Here is a 21,951-nt window from a genome sequence, read left to right on the forward strand (position 1 = left end):
TCATGCTTGTCCGAACTCCAAAGCGCCTTTCGCCGGTTCGTCCGCCCGGGCTCTCACCGCCCCCGGGTCGCTGCGCACGCGAATCGCAACCGGTTACTTTCTTTATCATCGTCCGATATTCATAATACTAGATCATAGCTTTTTTCGAGGACGCTGTCAACGCAAGTCCGCCAAATCCATTCAGATCGAAAACTTGTCCATCTGGTCGAGAAAAGAACGCGATTTCAGCGGAATCCCCAAATGAGCATCCATTAGGAGCCTCATCGCCTGCTTCAGCTGCAGCCTGGTTTCATCCTTCACCTGGACATTGCCGAGTCTTCCGAGGTCCATGCCGGCAAATAGACGAAGCAGCTTCAGCGCTCCATCGCCAAGCACCAGCGCGTACGGGTCGCGGCTGCGGCATCTGCCGCACAGCAGGCCGCCGGTTCGGGGGCTTAACGCCATCGGGCCCGCGGCGTTGCCGCAGGACGCGCATTCGCCGAGCGCCGGCCCGTATCCGGCCGCCTGCAATATTTTCATCTCGTAAATGCCGGTCACGATCACCGGATCCTTGCCTTCCTCCAGCGAGGCGAAGCACGCCTTCAGCTGTTCGAATATGTACCGGCCGGCTTCTTCGTCCTGAAGCGCCTTGTCGGTCAGCTCGGCGGCGTAAGCCGCATAAGCGGCGAGCTCGAGCTGTTCACGCAAAACATGGTGAGATTCGATAATCTCACCATGCGACAGCGTGCCGAGTCCCGTATTCCGAAAATAGTGAAATTCGCCGAGCGTAAACGGCTGCGCCAGAGATCCGTGGCGGCTTCTCGCTTTTTTCGCGCCGCGGACCATCAGGCCCGTTTTGCCGAACGAATCGGTTACGATCGTGACGATTTTGTTGCCTTCCCCGTAATCCATGCTCCGGATCACGATGCCTTCGGCCCGGTACTGCACCTTCAACTCTCCCCTGTCCTGCGCACGCGTCCGGCGGGTTAAAGCCCGGCGCCTTCGGCTTCGTCGTTCTCCGGCTCTTCCTCCGAACCTTCGGCCGCATCCGCGAGCTGATCCATTTCCTTATAGAGCATAAAAGCGTCCACATCCCCGGTCATCGTAAAATACTTCCACGAAAAGTCCCGCATTCGTATTTATCCCCTCCAGATCGGAAATGTTCCTTATGGATAGGATGCGATGATCGGGCCGGTCCTATGCCAGACAATAAACGGCTGCTCTATTCGCTGCGGAAGCCCAAATCCTTGAGAATGCGCTCCTGGTTGCGCCAGTCCTTCTTCACCTTGACCCACAGCTCAAGGAATGTGCGCGAGCCGAGCAGAAGCTCGATATCGCGCCGCGCCAGCTTGCCGACTTCCTTCAGCAGCGCGCCCTGCTTGCCGATCACGATGCCCTTCTGCGAGTCCCGTTCGACGAAAATGACCGCCCCGATGTAGACGACGCCGTTCTCCTGCACGCGCATATCCTCGATCGTAACGGCGATCGAATGCGGTATTTCCTCGCGTGTGAGCTGCAATATTTTTTCGCGGATCAGCTCGGCGCAGACGAACTGCTCCGGGTGGTCGGTGATCTGATCCGCCGGGTAATACTGGGGTCCTTCCGGCAGGTAGCCGGACAGCACGTCCAGCAGCGTGCCGACGTTGCTGCCCTGCAGCGCCGAGACCGGCACCACCTCGGTGAACTCGTGCAGCTCCCTGTACTGCGCAATAAGCGGCAGCAGCTCCTCGGGATGCACCTTATCGATTTTGTTGATCACGAGAAAAACGGGCGTTTCCACTTTCTTCAGCTGCTCGATGATGAAACGGTCGCCGCCGCCGAGTCCTTCGGAGGCGTCGATCAGAAAAAGCGCGGCGTCCACTTCGCCGAGCGTGCCGACCGCTTCCTTCACCATGAAATCGCCCAGCTTCGACTGCGGCTTATGGATGCCCGGCGTATCCAAAAATACGATCTGGAAGTTGTCGGTCGTATAAACGCCGTGTATTTTGTTTCGGGTCGTCTGCGGCTTGTCCGACATGATGGCGATTTTCTGCCCGATCATTTCGTTAATGAGCGTCGATTTGCCGACATTCGGCCTTCCGACGATCGCCACAAAGCCCGAGCGGTAGGGTTCCTTGCCCGCTGCCGATGCGTTCAATGCGATTGCTCTCCTTCCAGGCTGCCGTTATCGTCTTGTTGATGGAATGAAAAAGCTCCGGGCAGCAGCTCCGATACGGTAGAAACGAGCCGGCTGCCCTGCAAATTGCTCATGATGACCGGCATGTCCGGCGTGCACAGCTCGGCCAGCACCTGCCGGCATACGCCGCACGGCGTGATCGGCTCCGGCGTATCGCCGATGACGGCGATCGCCCGGAACGAACGCGGCCTGCAGCCGTCGGCCACCGCCCGGAACAGCGCCGTCCGTTCGGCGCAATTGGTCGGGCCGTAAGCGGCGTTCTCGACGTTGCAGCCGAGATGCACGCGGCCTTCGCCGTCCAGCAGCGCCGCCCCCACCAGGAAGCGCGAATACGGAGCGTACGCCCGTTTCCTGGCTTTCGCTGCGGCTTCCAGCAGCGCCTTCCATTCCTCCGCCTGCGGATCGCCCGCAGTCTCCCGGTCCAGGTCCGTCACGACTGTCTTCATCCTTTCTGCGCCACAAGCGCCCAAAGATGCGGTCCGAATACGAGCAGCCCGATGACGACGGCTCCTGCCGCCGCAACGAGCACGGCGCCCGCCGCCGTATCCTTCGCCGCCTTCGCGAGCGGATGGATATTCGGGCTCGCCAGATCGACGACGTTCTCAACCGCGGTGTTGATCAGCTCCGCCGCGAGGACCGACACGATGGCGATGACGAGCCATGCCCATTCGAAACGCGAAAGCCGCAGCGCCAAGCCGGCGATGATCACGACGGCGGCGCTGAAGCAGTGAAACCGGATGTGGTGCTGCGTTCTGTAAGCGCAGGCGATGCCCGACAGCGCCGCGCCCGCGCTGCGAAGGAAGCGGCGCATTACCGTCGCAGTCCCGCCCGGTCCAGCACGGCTTCCTGCTTGCGGATCATTTCCGCCTCTCCCGCTTCGTCCTGATGATCGTAGCCGAGCAGATGAAGAAACCCGTGCACGAACAGAAATCCGATTTCCCGCTCGAGGGAATGTCCGTATTCCTCGCTCTGCCGCTTTGCCGTTTCCGCCGAAATGATAATATCGCCGAGCATCCCGTCGAAAGGAACAGCCTCCTCCTCGCTTTCGACCTCGTAAATGATCTCCGGCTCCTCGTCCGTCTCCTCCTGCATCGCGAACGACAGCACGTCGGTCGGCCTGTCGATGCCGCGGTAATCGCGGTTCACCTGATGGATTTCGTTATCGTCCACGAACGTTAACGTCACTTCGCCGTCTTCGATTCCTTCCGTCTCCCCGGTGATCTGCAGCAGCTGCTCCAGCTGTTCGATGCAGCCTTCGGGAAGCCCGATTTTGTCTTGATCGTTGGTCCAGTCCAAACGCAAACTCATGCCGGTCGCTCCTTTTGCTTGGCATCTTCGGGATATTCGATGCGCGAGTGAAAGATGCCGATTACCGTCTCCTTCAGCGTCTGCGCGATCTTGTCGAGCTCTTTCATCGTCAGGTCGCATTCGTCAAGCTGGCCGTCCTCGAGCCGTCCCTTGATGATTTTGGCGATCATCGTTTCGATCTGCTCCATCGTCGGATTCCGCAGGCTGCGGACGGCGGCCTCGACGCAGTCGGCAATGCCGACGATCGCCGCCTCCTTAGACTGGGCGCGCGGCCCCGGGTACCGGAAATCGTCTTCGGTAAAATCCGGCTCCACGCCCGCTTCCTCCGCCTGCTTCAGCGCCTTATAGTAAAAGTATTTCAAAAACGTCGTGCCGTGATGCTGCTCGGCGATATCGCGGATCGGCTTCGGGATGTTGTGCGCCTTCTGCATCTCCACCCCGTCGCGCGCATGCGCGATAATGATCGATTTGCTCAGCTTCGGATCGATCTTGTCGTGCGGATTTTCGATATTCGTCTGATTTTCGATAAAATAGCTCGGCCGCTTCGTTTTGCCGATATCGTGATAGAAAGAGCCGACGCGGCACAGCAGCCCGTCCGCGCCGATCGCTTCGGCGGCGGCCTCCGACAGGTTGCCGACCATGACGCTGTGGTGGTACGTCCCCGGCGTTTCCGTCAGCAGCTTGCGCAGCAGCGGATGGTTCGGATTGGACAGCTCCACAAGCTTCAGCGCCGACAAAATGCCGAACGATACTTCGAAGAACGGCATCAGCCCGATGACGAGAATCGCCGTCAGCAAGCCGCTAGCAAACGTAAACGCTACGGGCAGGATCATGTCGGTTCGCTGCGGCAGCTCGCTCTGCAGCAGGAGCAGCGAAACGACGGAAGCCGAACCGAACAGGCTGACCATAATGCCGGCCTTCAGAATGGTCGAGCGGTGGCTGGCGCGATGAATCGCGAAAATCGCGGCAAACGAGACGACAGCCGTGACGAAGCCGTAATTGAAGTCGAAAATCCGGTTCGGCTCCGTATTGAAGATGACGCTCCCCGCCAGCGCGAACAGAAACGTGCTGACGATCGCGAGCGGAGCGTCCAGCAGGAGGGCGATCAGCATCGCGCCCATCGCCGTCGGCGCCAGATAGCCGACATACGGCACCGCCTCCGTCTGCGTCAGGCGGGCGATATGCATGGCCGCGAGGTTCAGGACGAATACAAGCAGCAGCATCATGAGCTGCGAGTTGTTATAGCCGGTTTTGCCGCCCTTCCATAATCCGCTTGACTTCTCCAAATAACTGTAAATGACAAGCATGAACAGCACCGACATAAGCAGCAGGCCGAGATTCGGCCAATAGGTCCGCTTATCCTGCAGCAGGCCGAAGCCGGACAGCCGGTCATAAACGTCCTGCGAAATCATTTCGCCCTTCTGCACGATGATGTCGCCCTGCTTAATGATCACCTCGGGCGTGTTTTCCTTCGCCTGAACGCGGGCGTCGCTCGTTGCCTGCTTGTCGTAGAACCGGTTCGGCATAATCGCATAACGCGCCAGCTCCTGCACAATCTCCCGCGTCTTGCGCTCGCTAAGCGAGCTTGCGTTGACAAGCTCCGCTACCTTGGTGCGGGCCGTCTCCGCATCGCTCAGCGGGTCGCTCGTCAGCTTGCGGACGATGCCGAGGCCGACCTGGCGCATCTCGGTAAGCTGGTCGCTCGTCAGCTGCGGCAGCTTGTAATACGTCTCCTCGGGAATGCGGTACGCCTGCTCCTTGACCGTCTTGGCCATTTCATCCAGCAGCGTCTGATTGTAGCTGCCGTTGCCCGCGTTCGTCCGCGCGAACTGGTCGACGTAATCGTTATACATCTGCGGGATTTCGCTGCGATAGATCGCGACTTTATTCGCGTCCGTCACCTGGTCGTCCTGATTGAGCTGCTCCATCCGGGTAAACAGCTTGTCGAGCAAATTTTCGCTGTGCAGCGCCACGATCGAATAAATGTCCTGTACCCGGTCGGCGGCCTGCTCCTGCGCCTGAATGGTCGCTTTATCGTCCTTCAGCTGCTTGGGCGCTTCAATATCGCGCACGCTCCGTTTGCCGAGCTCGATATCGTACGTTTTCGGAAGCAGGTGGGGCGCCATGCTCAAATAAAAAAGCAAAACGAACAGGAGCAAAAGCCCCCATCGTACGGCCGCGTTCTGCTTCCATCCGCTGAATCGCATCCATTCTCCCTCCCCTAGAGGCAAAGCACCCCGAATCCCCGGCGTAAATAACGTCCGTTCGGGAACCCCCGGCAGGTCCGCGGGCGGGGCCACAAGGCTTTAAGCCCCGGCACAGGCGGCAAAAAAGCGGTGCGTCCTGCAGCGGGGCCTTCCTTAACATTAAATCGTTTCGTTTTCCGCGTCCCAGTTATAAGCGTTTATAATTTTCTGCACGAGTGAATGGCGGACAACGTCGTGCTCCGAAAAGGCGATGAATCCGATTTCTTCGATATTGTTCAAAATGCGCTGCGCCTCGATCAGGCCGGACCGCTTGCCGCGCGGCAGGTCGATCTGCGTCACGTCTCCGGTGACGACCATTTTCGAGCCGAAGCCGAGCCGGGTCAAAAACATTTTCATCTGTTCCGGTGTCGTATTCTGCGCTTCATCCAAAATAATGAACGAATCGTCCAGCGTTCGTCCCCGCATATAAGCGAGCGGCGCCACCTCGATCAGTCCCCGCTCGAACGCCTTGGCGGTCTGATCCGGCCCGAGCACCTCGTGAAGCGCGTCGTAGAGCGGGCGCAAATACGGATCGACCTTCTCCTGCAAATCGCCGGGCAGGAAACCCAGGTTCTCGCCCGCTTCGACCGCGGGGCGCGTGAGCATAATGCGCTTGACGGCGTTCTCCTTCAGCGCCGCGACGGCCAGTACGACCGCGAGATACGTTTTGCCCGTACCGGCTGGGCCGATGCCGAACACGATGTCCTTTTTCTTGATCGTTTGCACGTAATGGCGCTGGCCGATGGTCTTCACCCGGATCGGTTTGCCTTTATACGTCGTCGTGATTTCCGCCTTGAACAAATCGAGCAGCTGGTCCGCCTGCAGCGTCCTGGCCAGCTCAAGCGCATAAGTCACGTCGCGTTCCGAAGGCGTATAGCCGCCGCGGAACAGCTGCTGCAGCACGGTGAACAGCTGCTCGATCGAGTCCACTTCGGCTTCCGGACCGGAGATCGTTATTTCGGCGTCACGCGAGGCAACGTCCGCTGCGGTCTGCTCCCGAACGAGCCGGAGGAACTTGTCCTGCGGCCCCAGCAGCGCCAGCCCTTCCGCCGCGCCGGCGAGCGGAATTTTCACAACCTTGGTTTCATTGACCAATAATTCTCAATCTCCCTGCATCTGAACTAGCGGTCTTTCGACTGCAATCGACTGTTCGACCTCAAAAAGCACTTTCATATAAACTTTACCATTGTCCGAGTTTTCATGCAAAATGTTTTCACCCCGGATGACCGTCCCCGGTCCTCCCTTGGCGATCAAATCGGCGCGCGCCTGCGCCAGTCCGGCCGCTTTCGCGTCCTTCTCGCTCACCGGTACCGTATCCGTGCGCACCTCCATCAGCGTTTCCTTCATTCGTCCCAGCGGAAGCTTCCACGACCGCCACGAAGCCTGCTCCAGCTGCTTCTCCGTCTCGTACTGCGCGAACGGCGGCTTGCCGAAGCCGCTCACCTTGAGCGCGCGGCCCCAGGCGACCGCGTACCAGCGCACCGATTTTTGTCCTGTATATACGTTCACCTGCCGCATAAGCGGCGAAACAATATTGTATTCGTGCCAGACGAGACCCTTGACCGTGCCTTTGGCCACGACCGCCTGCCGGTGCGCTTCGTCCCCCAGCAGACCCGAAATGAGCACGTCGCCTTTCTTTACCTTCTGGTTCCGTTTCACGACGGGACGTCCCGTTTCCGCCAGCATGTCCGTCACGACCGCGTCCGTGGACGCCACGAGATCGCGCGGGCTGAGCAGCGGCTTCGTTTCCGGCTTCGTCGTCTCGACGACCTGAATCGTAATGCGCGTTCCGTGCTTCTCGACGCCGACCCATGCCGCGCCGGGCAGCATCCGGGCGAGCTTCTTCGACAGCACGTCCGTATCCTGCAGCCGGAACGACCATTGAAACGGATAAATGCCCTCCTGCTTCGCCGCCTGCAAAATCTGCTCTTCGGACAGCTTGTCGTTCCCTTTGACGTCGACGGTCCAAACGAGCGACGACAGCAAATACATTCCAATGAAGAACAGGACGAGCCCGGCGCCAAAAAAAAGCCGTTTCTCCAGCTTCACGAGCCAGAACGGCATTCCCTTCCGGCCGAGGACATGCGCGCGGCAGCCGGTCTCCTTCAGGAGCGGCCGCAGCCGGAAATAATCGCCGACCGTCACGTCGCAAACAAGCTCCCCCCCGCTTGTCCGGCTGATCGACCACAGCTGCACGCCGGCGGCCAGCGCCCGGTTTACGAGCGTTTCCGCCGCATCGCCTCTGACGCGGATTGTTACGATGCCCTTCGTCCACTGCATCCACGACGCATTCATCCTTACAGCAGCCCCCTTTTTCCGGCCTGTTTATAAATCGCGCACCTCGATGTGCTTGATGACGCCTTCCACGAATACTTCTTCCGTCCAGATGGTCCGGATGACCAGCTGAGCCCCCGTTACCTCCAGCTCGCCTTTACTGAGCGCCAGGCGCAGCTTGTCGCTCGAGAAATGAAGCACGCCGCGATGGTTCTCGATGTAAAGCTGGCGGTCGCCGATCATGGTCACTCGGGGCAGATCGAATACGACGTCCTGCGGTAAATCGAGCAGATCGGCGGCTATTTTGCGAAGTTTGCGATTGAAGCGGCGCATGTCGGCGTAAGGCCCCCTTCCCGTACTGTACCAACCTATGCGGCCTAAAAGAAAAATATGAAGGTTCGGCCCCGGGGAAACGGGTAAAGCGAAAAACGGGAAATCAGGCGCGGGGAGTCCATACAACAAAAAAGAACATCCCGCGGCAAAGCGGAATGTTCCTCGTGAATTCGTCTGTTATTTTCGTTGAAAAGGGCGCTTCGACCGCGGCGGCCCAAGCACCTCGGCCAGGACGACCGCGCGCTGCAGCTCGCCGCGGTCCGCCAGCCGAAAAGGCGCGCGGCTTGAGGAATCGGCGGCTGCAGAGGGGCGTCCCCTGCCGGGCAGGACGGCCGCCGGGGCCGCTGCTGCAGACGTCCGCTCGACGCCAATCTCCCAGCCGCCAGACGTCTGCACGTCCGCCTGCGCATCATGCTGCGCGGCTGAAGAGTACGACGTCATCGGCGGGCGTTCGGGCGTCGTCATTGCCGGACGTTCGATCGGCATCGACGGACGATCAGGCGCCGTCATTGCCGGGCGTTCGGTCGGCATGGCCGTCGTTTCGCGCCGCTCCGGCCAAGCGGCATCCTGCCTCGCCGTCACCGGCGGGCGAGAGTGCCCCGGCTGCCCGGTTAACTGCCGGGGCCCTTTCGGCAGCGGCGGATTGCCGCCGAAATTCGGCATCCGGGGCCCGGAGCGGGTGTTGCCCCGGCGCGCCTTGTTCAGCAGCGAAAGCACGAACCCGATGACGACGATAACGATGAAGAAGTTGTGGACGATAAATTGAACGATCGCATCCATATCGTCACCTATTCGCCGGGCTTATCGGTCATTCCGGCGTCGGGTCTGCCGATCGAGCTCCGCATCTGCGTGTCGGCTTCGATATTTTTCAAATTCATATAATCGAGCACGCCGATTTTTCCGCTCTTCAGCGCGTCCGCCATGGCCAGCGGCACCTGGGATTCGGATTCGACGACGCGCGCGCGCATCTCGACGACCTTCGCCTTCATTTCCTGCTCCTGCGCCACCGCCATCGCACGGCGTTCCTCCGCCTTTGCCTGGGCGATCCGCTTGTCGGCTTCCGCCTGCTCCGTCTGCAGATGGGCGCCGATGTTTTTGCCCACGTCGACGTCCGCGATATCGATGGACAAAATTTCGAACGCCGTGCCGGCGTCCAGCCCTTTGCCCAGCACGGTCCGGGAGATGAGATCCGGGTTTTCCAGCACGTCCTTATGCGATTTCGAAGAACCGACCGTCGTGACAATGCCTTCGCCGACGCGGGCGATAATCGTTTCTTCGCCGGCGCCGCCGACGAGCCGGTCGATGTTCGCGCGAACCGTTACGCGCGCCTTGACCTTCACTTCGATGCCGTCCTTGGCGACGGCGGATACGATCGGCGTCTCGATGACGCGCGGGTTGACGCTCATCTGCACCGCCTGCAGCACGTCGCGGCCGGCCAGGTCGATCGCGGCGGCCCGTTCGAAGCCGAGCTCGATGTTGGCCCGCTCCGCGGCGATCAGCGCATTGACGACGCGGTCGACGTTGCCGCCCGCCAGAAAGTGGCTTTCCAGCTGATTAATCGTCAGCCCGAGCCCCGCCTTCGTCGCTTTGATCAGCGGATTGACGATCCGGCTCGGAATGACCCGGCGCAGCCGCATCGCCACGAGCGTGATAATGCCGATGCGCACGCCGGAAGCAAGTGCCGAAATCCAGAGCATGATCGGGAAAAAGCTGAGAAACACGGACAGCGCGATAATCGCGAGCACCACAATAATAATGATGGTTACAGTCGGATCCAGTCCCATTTGCATTCCCTCCGTTTATGAGTGTTGATTTTCTTCGCGCCGCTGTACGACGACGCGCATGCCTTCGACCTCGATAACTTCGATGTCCGTACCCGAGGCGATAAATTCGCCCGACGTCACGACGTCGATACGCCGGCCCCCGATGTTCGCCGTCCCTGCCGGACGCAGCGGCGTAATGGCAGCCCCGTGCGCGCCGAGCAGCGACTTTTTGTCCGCCGTCGACACATACCCTTCCTCCGTCGTCAGCCGGTCCCGCAAAATAAACTTGTTCCAGACGCCCCGGTGCCGGAACCGTCTGGCGACAAAGTATACGACGATTCCCGCTGCGATCGCCGCGATAACCAGCGACAATATCGCTTCCTTCGGGTCCTGCGCGGCAAGCGCCGCACCGGCGATGAGCGACGTCGTGCCGAGCGCGGCCAGAATGCCGAAGCTCGGGACGAACAGCTCGCTCGCCAGCAGGACGATGCCGATGACGAAGAGGAGGATATCCTCCACCCCTGCGGAGCCGGTCACGAAATTACCGTAGAAATACAAGGCAAAGGCGGCGATGCCCGCGATGCCCGGAACGCCGAGACCCGGAACGATCATCGCAATCGCCACGCCGGCAAACCCGATCGCAAACAGCAGCGTCCGCACGACCGGCCCCGTCAGAAAATCGGCCAATTTCTCCGCTGCTCCCATCTGCGCCTGCAGGGCCAGCGTCCCGCTCTCATGCAGCGAAGCCGTCAAATCGGCGGCCGAAGCCTGCGCTCCGGCGGCAAACGCCGGCGCGCTGAGCAGCAGCGCAAAAATCGGCAGCAGGACGAGCAGCATCCCTTTCTTCCCTCTTACAAGTTGCCGCAGCCGCAACAGTCAGCCCTCCCTTTTTGGATCATCCGCCAAAGCGCGGCGCGGACTTTCCGAGCCGCACTCCTTAATACGCCGCAGGCCGGCACCCGTTTCACGGGCGGCTCAATGCGCCGCTTCCTTCAGGCGCACGGACGCCCAATCCGTCCGGTAGAAGCGGACCATGACGCTGATGCCGAACACCGTCAGGAATGAATAAAGCGACAACCATGCTCCAAGGCTTCCCCAATCGAAGACGAAAATAAACAGATACGCCAGCGGCACGAACAGCAGCCAGCTCACCGCAAGCGAAACGCGAAGCAGGAAGGTCGTATCCCCGATGCCCCGCAGGCCGCCGGCATAAAAATTGAGCAGGCCGTCGAAAATTTGCAAATAAGCCGACACTTGAATCAGGAATGCGGCCAGCTCGTAAACCGCTTTGTCGTCCGAATACAGATGGGCGATCGGAACGGCGAAAATGATCTCCACCGTGCCGAGCACGATCAGGAAAATCGTACCGAGCACCGCCGTGTCCGTGCCCGCCCGGCGCCCGAGCAGCGGCGTGCCTTTGCCGACATGCTGGCCGACCATAATCGTCGCCGTCGCCCCGAATGCGAACGCGGGCATAAAGCCGAACGACATGACATTCAGCGATACCTCGTTTGCCGCAAGCGCCTCGTCGCCCAGCCTTGCCACAAAGGAAGTGAAAATATACATCGACAGGCTGAGCGAAAATTCCTGCATGCCGAGCTTTCCGCTTTCGCCGGCGATGAGCTTCATTTCCGGCCATTCGAAACGGACCGCGCCCAGGCTGCGCGTACGGAACCGCCCGTGCAGGGCGAAAAAGAACAGCAAGGCGCAAATCAGGAACTGTATCGCTTCTCCGGCGAGCACGGCGATTCCGGCTCCCTGAAGCCCGAGCTCCGGGCTTCCCCACCGCCCGAAGGTGAACATGTAGGTGAGCAGCGCCATCAGCACGTTGCTGACGAGCGCGACGACCATGGACATTTTCGTCGCGCCGATGCCGCGCAAAAAACCGTGAAAAGCGAAATTGACGATACCGAACGACATGGCGTAAAAGCGGAGCTTCAAATAATCCGTGCCGCTGCGCACCAGGCTCTCGGAGCCTCCCGTCCAGCGCAAAATATCGTCCGCAGCCGTCCATCCAGCGGCGGCGACACAGAGGGCGAAAAACAGGCACAGCAGCATCGCCAAATAGGTGCGGGAGATTCCCTTGACCATATCCCCGGAGCCGTAATTTTGCGCCACCAAATAATTGACCGTATGACCGATGCCAGAGAAAAGGGCGAAAGCGTTGTACATAATAATGTTGGAAACCCCGACAACCGCGATGATGAGCGACCCGAGATGGCCGACCATGATCAGGTTGACGGTGCCGGTGACCGTCTGCGTCGCGAACGAGACGAGCGACGGAACGGCGAGCACGAGAATGGCGCCCCAGTTTTTGAACATAGCCTTTTTGCAGTCCCCGTTCCTTCGGCAGAAGCCGATTTTGACGATAGACCTATTTTGAAGGCGGAGGCAGCGGCTGTCAACACGAAAAAACACTCCCAAGCTGCAGGGAGTGTTCGGCTGAAAGCGTATGTTATTGCAGAAATTGCTGCACGATCGTATTTACTAGTTTACCGTCAGCGCGCCCTTTTACCTTCGGCATGAGGGCAGCCATGACTTTCCCCATCTCGGCTTTGGAAGAAGCACCGGTTTCCTGGATGGTCTGCTGAACAATCACTTTGATCTCTTCTTCGTTCAGCTGCTGAGGAAGGTATGCACTAATAATTTCAATTTCTGCGGCAAGATCTGACACAAGATCGTCGCGGCCGGCTTTTTCAAATTCTTGGAGGGAATCTTTACGTTGTTTGACTTCACGACTTAAGATATCAAGCACTTCGGTGTCGTCGAGCGAACGTTTCAAGTCGATTTCCCGGTTCTTGATGGACGAACGGACCATCCGGATGACGGAAAGCTTGAATTTGTCCTGACTTTTCATCGCTTGCTTCATATCGTCGTTCAATCGTTCGCTAAGGTTCATTGCGGAAGGATCCTCCTAAAACTTTCTTTTACGCGCAGCCTCGGACTTTTTCTTGCGTTTGACACTAGGCTTCTCATAATGCTTGCGTTTCTTCACCTCGGCCAAGACGCCATCCTTTGCGATCGAACGCTTGAAGCGGCGGAGTGCAGCATCGATTGTCTCGTTTTTGCGAACTTTTGTTTCAGACACCAGTTTTCCCTCCCTCCGAAACAGACCGTCCAAGAAGAACACACGGTTTATCAAACTTCATTATATGTCAAGACGAAAGTCAGTGTCAACTTAAGGCAGCTGCATGCTGCCGGTTCCCTTTCTTCCGTCCCGGCTTCCCATTAACCGGTAACCGCGCCGAGCTTCCTGCCGCCCAGCAGATGCAGGTGCAGATGGTAAACGACCTGGCCGCCGTCGGCATTGCAATTGTTGACGAGCCGGTAGCCGGATTCGGCGATCCCCTGCTCCGCGGCGATTTGGCGGGCGACCGTGAAGATTTCGGCCATCAGGGCGTCATGCTCCGCCGCGACATCGTTCATCGTAGGAATATGCGCCTTCGGAATGATCAAAATATGTACCGGAGCGGCGGGCTGAATATCGTGAAAAGCCAAAATGCGTTCGTTCTCGAACACCTTGCGCGAAGGAACGGAACCTTCGACGATTTTGCAAAAAATACAATCCATCCTAAGCTACCTCCCGCTCTTTGAATACGCGTTTCACCTTTCCATCATACCGAAAAAAACAGGGCTCGTCCAATCGAACGGGAAGCCGGCGCCAGGCGGAGCGCCGTCTTCCAAGCAAGTTACCAGAAAAACGGAAGGAGCGAAAATGCGACCAGTGCGGTAAGAGGAAATACCCGGCGAATGAATCTTCGCCGCGGAAAGAACGGAGACGGCGCAAACGGAGCGAAGGGAACGAAGCCCCGATGATAATCGTACTCTCCGCAATAAGGGACCGCCAGGTAGACATGCTCGTCGTCGATATGTTCGACAAACCCGTCGCAGCACCAGCCGTCTTTCGTCTGCACCATGACGTATCGATATTTATGGTCGTGGCACCACTTTTTTACTTCGTGAACCTCCATCGGCTTTTTGTGCTCCGGCATTGCTGCCGGCATAACCGCCGTCGGTTTTTTGTGCTCCGGCATCACCGCCGTCGGTTTTTTATGCATTTCATGGACGACGGGAGCGGTGGACGTTTTCGTCACCGGCGAAGTTGAAGCCTTGCTTTCCATGCGGGTCATAACCTCCTGAAAGTGATTGCTGCGCTGCACGAACGGCTCCGCGATACCACGCGTACTAGTCGTTCCGTCAGCGCTTGCCGTTTGTCTGTTCCATGGTATTCGCCCGTAGGCGTTTGGCTACCGTTTCATCAAAAAATAGGCGCGTGCCCCTCCCGCCTGAGAACCGGAATCAATGCCGAAACGATTAGACTATGAGTCTAATTTGAGATAGATAACGCCCTTTCCAACGAGGTATAATGGAAAGGAACGGGGGGATCGGTATGAGATTCATGCGCCCGTCCACCCGCCAAAAACGCGATTTCGTCGTGGAAACGGCACTCAAGCTGTTTCGCGAACGCGGCTTCGAGCAGGTATCGGTGGACGAGATCATCCATGCGACCGGAACTTCGAAGGGTACCTTTTACCACTATTTCAAAAGCAAGGACGAGCTGCTCGTCGAGCTGCCCCGGCGGCAAATGGATGCGGCGCGCCAGTGGGCGCAGCAGCGGCCTTCGCGGGTCGCTTTCATCCAGCGTCATATCGAACGGCTGTTTATCGACCTCGGGTCGGTTTTGGAGCCGATGCCGAAGGTGGTCCGCAGCCTGATCGCCCTGCAGATGGAGCACGATGAGCTGAGACGCCAGCTGACGATGCTGGAGGCTTACGTCGTGACGGAAATCGCCGATTGGGTCGGCGACCGGAGAAAAGCCATGCTGCTCTATACGATCTATGCGGGAACCGTCGTCGGATGGGCGACGCATGGCGGCAGTCTTTCGGACGCATTGCGCATGCATCTGGCAACGGCCTGGGATGGACTGCGGGGACAAAACGAGACAACGACGAATGGAGACGGCAGCTCCGGCTTGCCGTTCATCGAGGAGGAAACGAAAATGAAAATCGCAATTATCGGAGGCGGCCTTGCAGGCCTGACGGCGGCCGCCTATTTATCGGCCCGGCCCGGCGTGGAAGGCGTCCTGTTCGAACGCAGCCCCCAGCTCGGCGGACGTGCGTTTACGTACGAGAAGGCCGGCTTTACGCTTAACTATGGCGCGCACGCCATTTACGGCATCGACCGTCATACGCTTTCGGTCATGGAGCGGGAGCTCGGCTTGTCGTTCGGCAGCAAGCAGGTCGACAAGCGGAAGGTGATGTACGAGAAAGGCGATCAGGTGACGCCAGCCCCGCTCGACGCGATCAATCTGGTAAAGACCGAGGTGCTGACCGCGGCGCAGAAGGTCCGCTTCGTGGCGGAAATTGCCGCGGTCGTCGCCAACATTCATCAGGTGAAAAATTATGCGACGCTTGGCGACTACCTTGCCGAATCCGGCGCGGGCGAGGATGTCAAGGAGCTGTGGGAGCATCTGGTCTGCAGCAACTTCTTCATCACTCCGGAAGACGCGCGGCGCGTGCCCGGACCCGTCATCAGCGCATATTACCACAACTTGTTTCTGTCGCAGCGCCCCGTCAACTACGTGCTCGGCAGCTGGGCCGTCATCACGAACCAGCTGCGCGCCAAAATCGATCAGAGCGGCCGCTGGACGTTCGCCCTGCAGGAAGGCGTCGACGGCATCCGCTACGAGAACGGCAAATATATTTTGAAGACCAAATCGCGCGAGGAAGCGTTCGACCGCATCGTCTTCGCCATGCCGGTGCAGCAGGTCGTCAAGCTGCTTCGCGGCACTCCGTGGGAGCCGTTCCTTGAGCCGTACGAGCGGAACACGCCGACGGAAGTCATGGTGTACGACGTCGGCTTCAATCGTATCGTAGCCCGGCCGTTCAGCTATATCAGCGATATGAACAACAAAATGTTCATTTCCGACGTATCGGCAACGGACCATACGCTCATTCCCGAAGGCGGCCAGCTGCTGCAGGGCATCGCTTATCTGAGCGACGAGACGCACGGAGGCGAGAATGGCCGCAAAGCATACCTTGAGGAACGCACGGCGCAAATGGAGGCGCTGTTCGACCGCCATTATCCGGGCTGGCGCGACGCCGTCGCCGTTAAGCGGGTTTCCAAGAAAGCGATGGTGCAAAGCGTCAAAAATGTCGTTGGCAACCGCCTGCTGCCCAGCCGGATCGAAAGCATGCCCTTCTACTTTTGCGGCGACGGCTGCGAGGGCAAAGGCGAGCTGGCCGAGCGGGCCTTCTCGAGCGCGCGCCGCGTCGCGCAGCTGCTGGCGGAAGAGCTTGCCCGGGTCTAAAATGGCGAGAAGGAGCGGATCACATTGAATCAGGATTCCAGCGCACAGGCAACAGGAAAACGGGCGGCGGCCGAAGAAGCGGTCCGGCGCATCGAGAGCGGCATGACCGTCGGGCTCGGCACAGGATCGACCGCGGTCTATGCGATCCGCAAAATCGGGGAGTTCGTGCAAGGCGGGCTGTCGATCCGGGCAGTTGCCACTTCGGTACAATCGGAGCGGCTTGCCCGCGAGCTCGGCATTCCGATCTCCCCCTTTGCCGATATTGACGGCATTGACGTAACGATCGACGGCGCCGACGAGGTCGACGGCGCATTCAACGCCATCAAAGGCGGCGGCGGCGCGCTGCTGCGCGAGAAAATCGTCGCCGCCGCAAGCAGGACGCTGATCCTCGTCGTCGATGAAAGCAAGGTCGTCCGGCGTCTCGGCGCTTTCCCCCTGCCTGTGGAAATTGTTCCGTTCGGCAAGGAGCTGACTTTGGCCAAGCTGACGGAGCTGGGCGGAAATCCGGTCGTTCGCCTCGCACGGGACGGCTCCGTCTATACGACCGACAACGGCAATTATATCGCGGACTGCAACTTCGGCTCCATCGGCGATCCGGGCCGGCTGACCGCGCAGCTGAATGCGATTCCCGGCGTCGTGGAAAACGGCCTGTTCGTCGGGATGGCGAGCGGGGTTATCGTCGGCAGGGCCGACGGATCGGCGGCGCCGCTTGTTCGCCAATCGTGAAGGACGCCGGCGGCCTGCGGAACAATCGCGGATGTGCTGATCTGTAAAGGACGCTGGCGATCGGCGGAACAATCGCGGATGTGCTGATCTGCCGACCGCGGAACAATCGCGGATGTGCTGATCTGCCGACCGCGGAACAATCGCGGATGTGCTGATCTGGCGCCGTCGGATGGCATCGCCCCCGCAAAATACCCCGCTCCCATCGTACGATCCGCGGTGCTTAACGGCGACCAATCGCTTGCATAAAGAGTAGAATGAGCAATTCGCACGGCATGACGCGAAACGCCCTTCGGCCATGGTATAGGCCGAAGGGCGTTTCGTTGTTTGGTGAAGCTTCTTACAGCGTCACAATGATCGACTGCCTGCCGGGTTCGGGCGTCAGCTTCAGCCCGCGCGCGGTCGTCTCGCCCGTCGCGCCTTCGATCCGGGAGGCTTCGCGGATGCCGCGCAGCATCACGCTCCAAAGCTTGACCGCTCCCTCCGCCGTGATCGAGATCCGGCTGCCGGTACGCGACGCTTTGGCCGCCACCTGCAGCTCTCCGTTCAAGCCGTGGACCGGAGCGGCGGCTTCCGCACCGTCTACCAGCTCGAACAGCTCAAACGATACGCCGTCGGCGTAATCGTAATCCGGCCGCAGATCGTCGGCGCCCACAGCCAGCAGCGTATTCGGCCGCACGAGTAGCGGCAGGCTCATATAGCCGTGCGTTTCCCGCCGCCACGCCCCGCCCTCGATCGTTTCGCCCGTAAAATAATTTGTCCAGCGTCCTTCCGGCACGTAGTAGCGGACGCTGCCGTCCGGCCGGAAGATCGGCGCGACGAGCAGGCTTTGGCCCAGCATATACTGGAGATCGAGCGGATGGCAGGTCGGGTCCTCCGGAAACTCGAGCACCATCGCGCGCATCACCGGCCGCCCGAACTGCGAAGCCTCGACCGCAGCCGCGAACAGGTACGGCATCAGGCTGCTTTTGAGCTTCGTGAAAAACCGGAGAACGTCGACCGCCTCCTCGTCGAACAGCCACGGCACCCGGTACGATTCGTTGCCGTGCAGGCGGCTGTGCGAGGACAGCAGGCCGAACGCGACCCAGCGCTTGTAAATGTCCGGCGGCGCGGTCCGCTCGAAGCCGCTGATGTCGTGACTCCAGAAGCCGAAGCCCGAGAGGCCGAGCGACAGACCGCCGCGCAGCGATTCGGCCATCGATTCGTATGTCGCGGAGCAATCGCCGCCCCAGTGCACCGGAAACTGCTGGCTGCCTGCCGCCGCCGAACGGGCGAACAGCATCGCTTCGTTTTTGCCGAGCTTCTCCTCAAGCACCTCGAAGACCGCCCGATTGAACAGAAACGTATAATAGTTGTGCATTTTATCCGGGTCGGAGCCGTCGAAATAAACGACATCCGTCGGAATGCGCTCGCCGAAATCCGTTTTGAAGCAGTCAACCCCCTGGTCGACGAGACGCCTCAAATGACTCTTATACCATTCCGCCGCATCCGGGTTCGTGAAATCGACGAGTCCCATGCCCGCCTGCCACATATCCCACTGCCAAACGTCGCCGTCTTTCGTTTTGAGCAAATAGCCTTTCTCCATGCCCTCCCGGAACAGCGGCGATTTTTGCGCAATATACGAATTGATCCAGACGCAAATTTTCAGCCCGCGGTCCTTGAGCCGCTTCAGCATGCCTTCCGGATCCGGGAAAACGGCGGGGTCCCATTCGAAATCGCACCACTGGTACTCCTTCATCCAGAAGCAGTCGAAATGGAACACGTGCAGCGGAAGATTGCGCTTCTCCATTCCTTCGATAAACGAGTTGACGGTCGCTTCGTCGTAATCGGTCGTAAACGACGTCGTCAGCCACAGCCCGAACGACCAAGCCGGAGGCAGCGCGGGCTTGCCCGTCAGCGTCGTATAATTGTTCAGGACATCCTTCAGCGTACGGCCGCCGATCACGTAATACTCGAGCGTTTCGCCCGGGACGCTGAACTGCACCTTGGATACGTGCTCCGACGCAATCTCGAACGAGACGCGTTCCGGATGGTTGACGAAAACGCCGTAGCCTTCGCTTGACAGGTAAAACGGCACGTTCTTGTAAGCCTGCTCGCTGCTTGTCCCGCCGTCTTCGTTCCAGATGTCGACGACCTGGCCGTTTTTCACAAACGGCGTAAACCGCTCGCCAAGCCCGTAAACCGATTCGCCGACACCAAGGTCAAGCTGCTCGCGGAAAAAGGCGGATTTTTCCTTCGTCTCGATATACCCGGCTCGCCGCGGACCGCTTCCGGTAATGCGTTTACCGTAATTGTGAAAGGCGATTTCCCACGGGCCGTCCTTGCGGATAGCTGCCGTCAGCCCGCCGCTCTGCAGCGTCGCTGCATCGTCGCCATTTTCGATCGTCACGCGATGATTCCCATCTTCAAAAACGGTGAATGCCGGACCTTTCGGCCTTTTGCCGGCATGATGCGTCCAGCGCACTTTAATGACGTCGGCGAAGGGCGAGCTGAGCTCCACGTTCAGCAGCGGAGCGTTTAACGTATCCCCTTTGGTGCGGATGTTTTTGCAGGCGGCATGAACCGAAAGCTGCTGTTCGTCCGCTGTCAGATCGCGTATTTCGACCGGGTGGCTGATACGGATGCCGTCTTTCAGCATCCAGTAGCCGTCAGTAAATTTCAACTCGAATCCCTCCGTTTCGTATAGTATAATGATATTGACTTTATCTTTGAAAATCTTTCTACATTTTGCTAATTGATATTAGCATTTTGACCTTTATAGACGAAGAAAGGCTGGTGAAGCCGGTGAATAAAGCGCTGCTGAAAGAAAATCGCGTCCATGGCAGGCCGCTTTACCCGATCAGCATCTACCCGTATTCGTGTCTGCCGGGCGAGCCGCTGATGGATCTGCATTGGCATGAGGAGCTGGAGATTCTGGTCGTCACCGATGGCGAAGCGGTATTTCGCGTCGATGTGAACAATTACCGGGTCTGCGCCGGGGAAGCGATCTTCATCAACTCCGGCGAGCTCCATTCCGGCTATGCGCCGGACGGCGGCTCCTGTTCGTTTATCGCCGTCGTGTTTCATCCCGACATGCTGGGCAGCGGCAAAATCGACGTCATGCAGGAGCGGTACATTCAGCCGCTGATCCAGCGCAAACGGAAGGTTCCCGTCCATTTGACCGGCAGGAGCCCCGAGGAGACGGAGCTGCTGCAGCAGCTCGAAACGCTGATCGAAGCGAACCGGGACCAGCGGCCGGCGTTCGAGCTCGAGACCAAGGGGCTCTTGTTCCTGATGCTGTCGAAGCTGTTCGCGCTCGGCGATCCCGCGCCTCAGCAGACGCCGGCCGGATCGGACGAAACGAAGATCGAGCGATTGAAAACGGTGCTCGGCTATATTCAGGTTCATTACGGCGAACAGATCCGGCTGAAGGAGCTCGCGGATCTCGTCTCGATGAGCGAGGCATATTTTTGCCGTTTCTTCAAGGAGATCACGGCGAAAAGCCCGGTCGAATACGTCAATCAGTATCGCATGCAGCAGGCGGCCGTCCTGCTCCGGGAAACGGACAAAAAAACGATCGATATCGCGCTCGACGTCGGATTCAACAATTTAAGCTATTTTATCGGCGTCTTCAAGCAGCATTACGGCTGCACGCCGGCCAATTACCGGAAGCGGGAGGCATCTTCGTCTTAATAGTTGGGAAAAGCAAGCTAAATCGCGGGCGTGGCGGCGGCAGGGTGCCGGGTGCGGTGGCGCGGCTAGGTGCTGGGCGGAAGGGTGCTTATCGAAGCTAATAACAGATCCGTTAACAAGCAAGCCGGCCGGGAAAATCCCGGCCGGCTTGCTTGCGGATAAGTTGTATATGATTCGGTTACCGCGGTTCGGTTGACAGTGGTTTGGTTGATCGCGGTTTGGTTGACTGCGGTTCATGACTACGGTTCGATTGACTTCGGTTTGGTTGACTGCTGTTCGTTATGACCGTGCTTGAACCGCTCCAGGCAAGCCGGACAGATGCAGGCTTTTCGCCGGTTCTCGGGAGGGATGAGCGCAAAGATTTCCTCCGGGAAGCGGGCCGTCATGCACCAGCACGGCTCGTCCTTTCGGCCGGCCGCCATGACGCAGCTGTTATCGCCTCCGCAGAGCGGGCATCTCGCCGGGTCGTTTGCCATCATCTCTCCTCCAAAACGGGTCATACCCCATCAAGTTTAAAAAACTGGCTGAGCTTCGGCCGTTTGCCGCTTCACTACGGTTTGAACACGACGTTGTCCGGGGCGTTGATCGCCTCCTGCATACGGGAGGCCATGTCAACCCAGGCGCCGCCCGTTTGAACGGTCAGGCCGATATCTCGGGATACCGTCTTATATTCGAATGGCGCAAGGTCCGTTTTCAGCTGCTCGTATACCTGCTTCATCATTTGCAAATAAGCCTGTTCCGGCGCCGTCAGCGGGCCGTCGTGATTGCCGAGCTGCAGCATCGACCGCTCGGCCTCTCCAAAAAAGGATGCAGCATCCCGTTTTGTCGACGGAAACGATTTGCCGCTTATTTTTTGCGCCTCGCCCATGAAACGGATGACCTCATCCGCCTGCTTGAAGGCGGCGCCCAGTGCACCTTTTGCGGCCAACCGGCGGGAGATGTCGCTGCCGCTGCCGAGCATGGCATCCACATTCGTCAGAACCGCGTCGATATGAAGCTTCGCCTGTTTTCCGTCAGCGATAATCGCCAGCCCCCGCTGAACGCGGTCTTCCTGATCGTCCGAGACGCGCTTGCTGACAAGCAGGATGTTGCCCGTAAAGCTAACCACGAGCAGCAGGAGCAGCACCGGCACGAAATAGGAACGCTTCTTTTGTTGTTCCTCCAAAG

At 59.1% G+C, this 21,951-nt stretch carries 24 protein-coding genes; 3 read left to right on the top strand and 21 right to left on the bottom strand.

The genetic code is table 11. From position 1 onward, the window contains the following. Positions 1-180: 180 nt before the first annotated feature. The 18 genes from recO to PD282_RS17440 all read right to left on the bottom strand — a co-directional run bounded on the left by recO (position 181) and on the right by PD282_RS17440 (position 14,200). Positions 181-927, bottom strand: coding sequence for a DNA repair protein RecO (recO, locus tag PD282_RS17355; RefSeq protein ID WP_274651900.1), 747 nt, complete (start codon positions 925-927; stop codon positions 181-183). A 38-nt stretch (positions 928-965) separates the two neighbouring features. Next, entirely contained in the window at positions 966-1,112 is a 147-nt protein-coding gene (locus PD282_RS17360) for a YqzL family protein (RefSeq protein WP_274651901.1), read from the bottom strand. Positions 1,113-1,201: 89 nt separating this feature from the next. Further along, positions 1,202-2,116, bottom strand: a complete 915-nt coding sequence (gene era, locus PD282_RS17365; RefSeq protein ID WP_274651902.1) for a GTPase Era — start codon at positions 2,114-2,116, stop codon at positions 1,202-1,204. Then, the gene (locus PD282_RS17370) at positions 2,113-2,601 is read right to left on the bottom strand and encodes a cytidine deaminase (RefSeq protein ID WP_274651903.1); all 489 of its coding nucleotides are present in this window, start codon (positions 2,599-2,601) and stop codon (positions 2,113-2,115) included. Before PD282_RS17370 ends, era begins: the two co-directional genes overlap by 4 nt. Continuing rightward, positions 2,598-2,966 (bottom strand): diacylglycerol kinase family protein, encoded by a 369-nt coding sequence (locus PD282_RS17375; protein WP_274651904.1) that lies wholly within the window; start codon positions 2,964-2,966, stop codon positions 2,598-2,600. Before PD282_RS17375 ends, PD282_RS17370 begins: the two co-directional genes overlap by 4 nt. Further along, positions 2,966-3,463, bottom strand: a complete 498-nt coding sequence (gene ybeY / locus PD282_RS17380; protein ID WP_274651905.1) for an rRNA maturation RNase YbeY — start codon at positions 3,461-3,463, stop codon at positions 2,966-2,968. Before ybeY ends, PD282_RS17375 begins: the two co-directional genes overlap by 1 nt. Then, positions 3,460-5,670 (bottom strand): HD family phosphohydrolase, encoded by a 2,211-nt coding sequence (locus PD282_RS17385; RefSeq protein WP_274651906.1) that lies wholly within the window; start codon positions 5,668-5,670, stop codon positions 3,460-3,462. The genes ybeY and PD282_RS17385 overlap by 4 nt, the downstream gene beginning before the upstream one ends. Positions 5,671-5,829: 159 nt before the next feature. Next, positions 5,830-6,804, bottom strand: coding sequence for a PhoH family protein (locus PD282_RS17390; RefSeq protein ID WP_274651907.1), 975 nt, complete (start codon positions 6,802-6,804; stop codon positions 5,830-5,832). 6 nt (positions 6,805-6,810) lie between these two features. Continuing rightward, positions 6,811-8,004 (bottom strand): sporulation protein YqfD, encoded by a 1,194-nt coding sequence (gene yqfD, locus PD282_RS17395; RefSeq protein WP_274651908.1) that lies wholly within the window; start codon positions 8,002-8,004, stop codon positions 6,811-6,813. Positions 8,005-8,034: 30 nt separating this feature from the next. Then, positions 8,035-8,316, bottom strand: a complete 282-nt coding sequence (gene yqfC, locus PD282_RS17400) for a sporulation protein YqfC (protein ID WP_274651909.1) — start codon at positions 8,314-8,316, stop codon at positions 8,035-8,037. Positions 8,317-8,493: 177 nt separating this feature from the next. Then, positions 8,494-9,096 carry a hypothetical protein gene (locus PD282_RS17405; RefSeq protein ID WP_274651910.1) on the bottom strand — a complete coding sequence of 201 codons (603 nt, stop codon included), beginning with the start codon at positions 9,094-9,096 and terminating at the stop codon, positions 8,494-8,496. 8 nt (positions 9,097-9,104) lie between these two features. Further along, positions 9,105-10,100, bottom strand: a complete 996-nt coding sequence (floA, locus tag PD282_RS17410) for a flotillin-like protein FloA (protein WP_274651911.1) — start codon at positions 10,098-10,100, stop codon at positions 9,105-9,107. A gap of 15 nt (positions 10,101-10,115) precedes the next feature. Next, positions 10,116-10,952 (bottom strand): NfeD family protein, encoded by an 837-nt coding sequence (locus tag PD282_RS17415; RefSeq protein ID WP_274651912.1) that lies wholly within the window; start codon positions 10,950-10,952, stop codon positions 10,116-10,118. 102 nt (positions 10,953-11,054) lie between these two features. Continuing rightward, entirely contained in the window at positions 11,055-12,401 is a 1,347-nt protein-coding gene (locus PD282_RS17420) for an MATE family efflux transporter (RefSeq protein ID WP_274651913.1), read from the bottom strand. Positions 12,402-12,534: 133 nt separating this feature from the next. Then, entirely contained in the window at positions 12,535-12,978 is a 444-nt protein-coding gene (locus tag PD282_RS17425; protein ID WP_274651914.1) for a GatB/YqeY domain-containing protein, read from the bottom strand. Positions 12,979-12,993: 15 nt separating this feature from the next. Further along, positions 12,994-13,167: a 30S ribosomal protein S21 gene (gene rpsU / locus PD282_RS17430; RefSeq protein ID WP_005547957.1), complete on the bottom strand. Its 174-nt coding sequence runs from the start codon at positions 13,165-13,167 to the stop codon at positions 12,994-12,996. 140 nt (positions 13,168-13,307) lie between these two features. Further along, on the bottom strand, positions 13,308-13,649 hold the full coding sequence (locus PD282_RS17435; RefSeq protein WP_274651915.1) for a histidine triad nucleotide-binding protein: 342 nt from the start codon (positions 13,647-13,649) through the stop codon (positions 13,308-13,310). Between the two features lie 119 nt (positions 13,650-13,768). Then, positions 13,769-14,200 carry a hypothetical protein gene (locus tag PD282_RS17440; protein WP_274651916.1) on the bottom strand — a complete coding sequence of 144 codons (432 nt, stop codon included), beginning with the start codon at positions 14,198-14,200 and terminating at the stop codon, positions 13,769-13,771. 269 nt (positions 14,201-14,469) lie between these two features. On the opposite strand from PD282_RS17440, the gene PD282_RS17445 reads away from it, so the two are divergent. Beyond that, positions 14,470-16,389 carry an FAD-dependent oxidoreductase gene (locus tag PD282_RS17445; RefSeq protein WP_274651917.1) on the top strand — a complete coding sequence of 640 codons (1,920 nt, stop codon included), beginning with the start codon at positions 14,470-14,472 and terminating at the stop codon, positions 16,387-16,389. A gap of 24 nt (positions 16,390-16,413) precedes the next feature. Further along, positions 16,414-17,115: a ribose-5-phosphate isomerase RpiA gene (rpiA, locus tag PD282_RS17450; RefSeq protein ID WP_274651918.1), complete on the top strand. Its 702-nt coding sequence runs from the start codon at positions 16,414-16,416 to the stop codon at positions 17,113-17,115. A gap of 337 nt (positions 17,116-17,452) precedes the next feature. Here the strand turns inward: rpiA and yicI are convergent, their stop codons facing one another. Beyond that, positions 17,453-19,774: an alpha-xylosidase gene (gene yicI / locus PD282_RS17455; RefSeq protein ID WP_274651919.1), complete on the bottom strand. Its 2,322-nt coding sequence runs from the start codon at positions 19,772-19,774 to the stop codon at positions 17,453-17,455. A 113-nt stretch (positions 19,775-19,887) separates the two neighbouring features. Between yicI and PD282_RS17460 the strand changes: the two genes are divergently transcribed. Continuing rightward, complete coding sequence (locus PD282_RS17460) at positions 19,888-20,784, top strand: AraC family transcriptional regulator (protein WP_274651920.1); 897 nt, start codon at positions 19,888-19,890, stop codon at positions 20,782-20,784. Positions 20,785-21,023: 239 nt separating this feature from the next. Here the strand turns inward: PD282_RS17460 and PD282_RS17465 are convergent, their stop codons facing one another. Both PD282_RS17465 and PD282_RS17470 read right to left on the bottom strand, forming a co-directional pair. Further along, the gene (locus PD282_RS17465) at positions 21,024-21,260 is read right to left on the bottom strand and encodes a cysteine-rich CWC family protein (RefSeq protein ID WP_274651921.1); all 237 of its coding nucleotides are present in this window, start codon (positions 21,258-21,260) and stop codon (positions 21,024-21,026) included. Positions 21,261-21,334: 74 nt separating this feature from the next. Next, positions 21,335-21,949: a hypothetical protein gene (locus PD282_RS17470; RefSeq protein WP_274651922.1), complete on the bottom strand. Its 615-nt coding sequence runs from the start codon at positions 21,947-21,949 to the stop codon at positions 21,335-21,337. Between the last annotated feature and the right edge of the window lie 2 nt (positions 21,950-21,951).

The sequence above is a fragment of the Paenibacillus humicola genome, assembly GCF_028826105.1.
Classification (GTDB): domain Bacteria; phylum Bacillota; class Bacilli; order Paenibacillales; family Paenibacillaceae; genus Paenibacillus_Z; species Paenibacillus_Z humicola.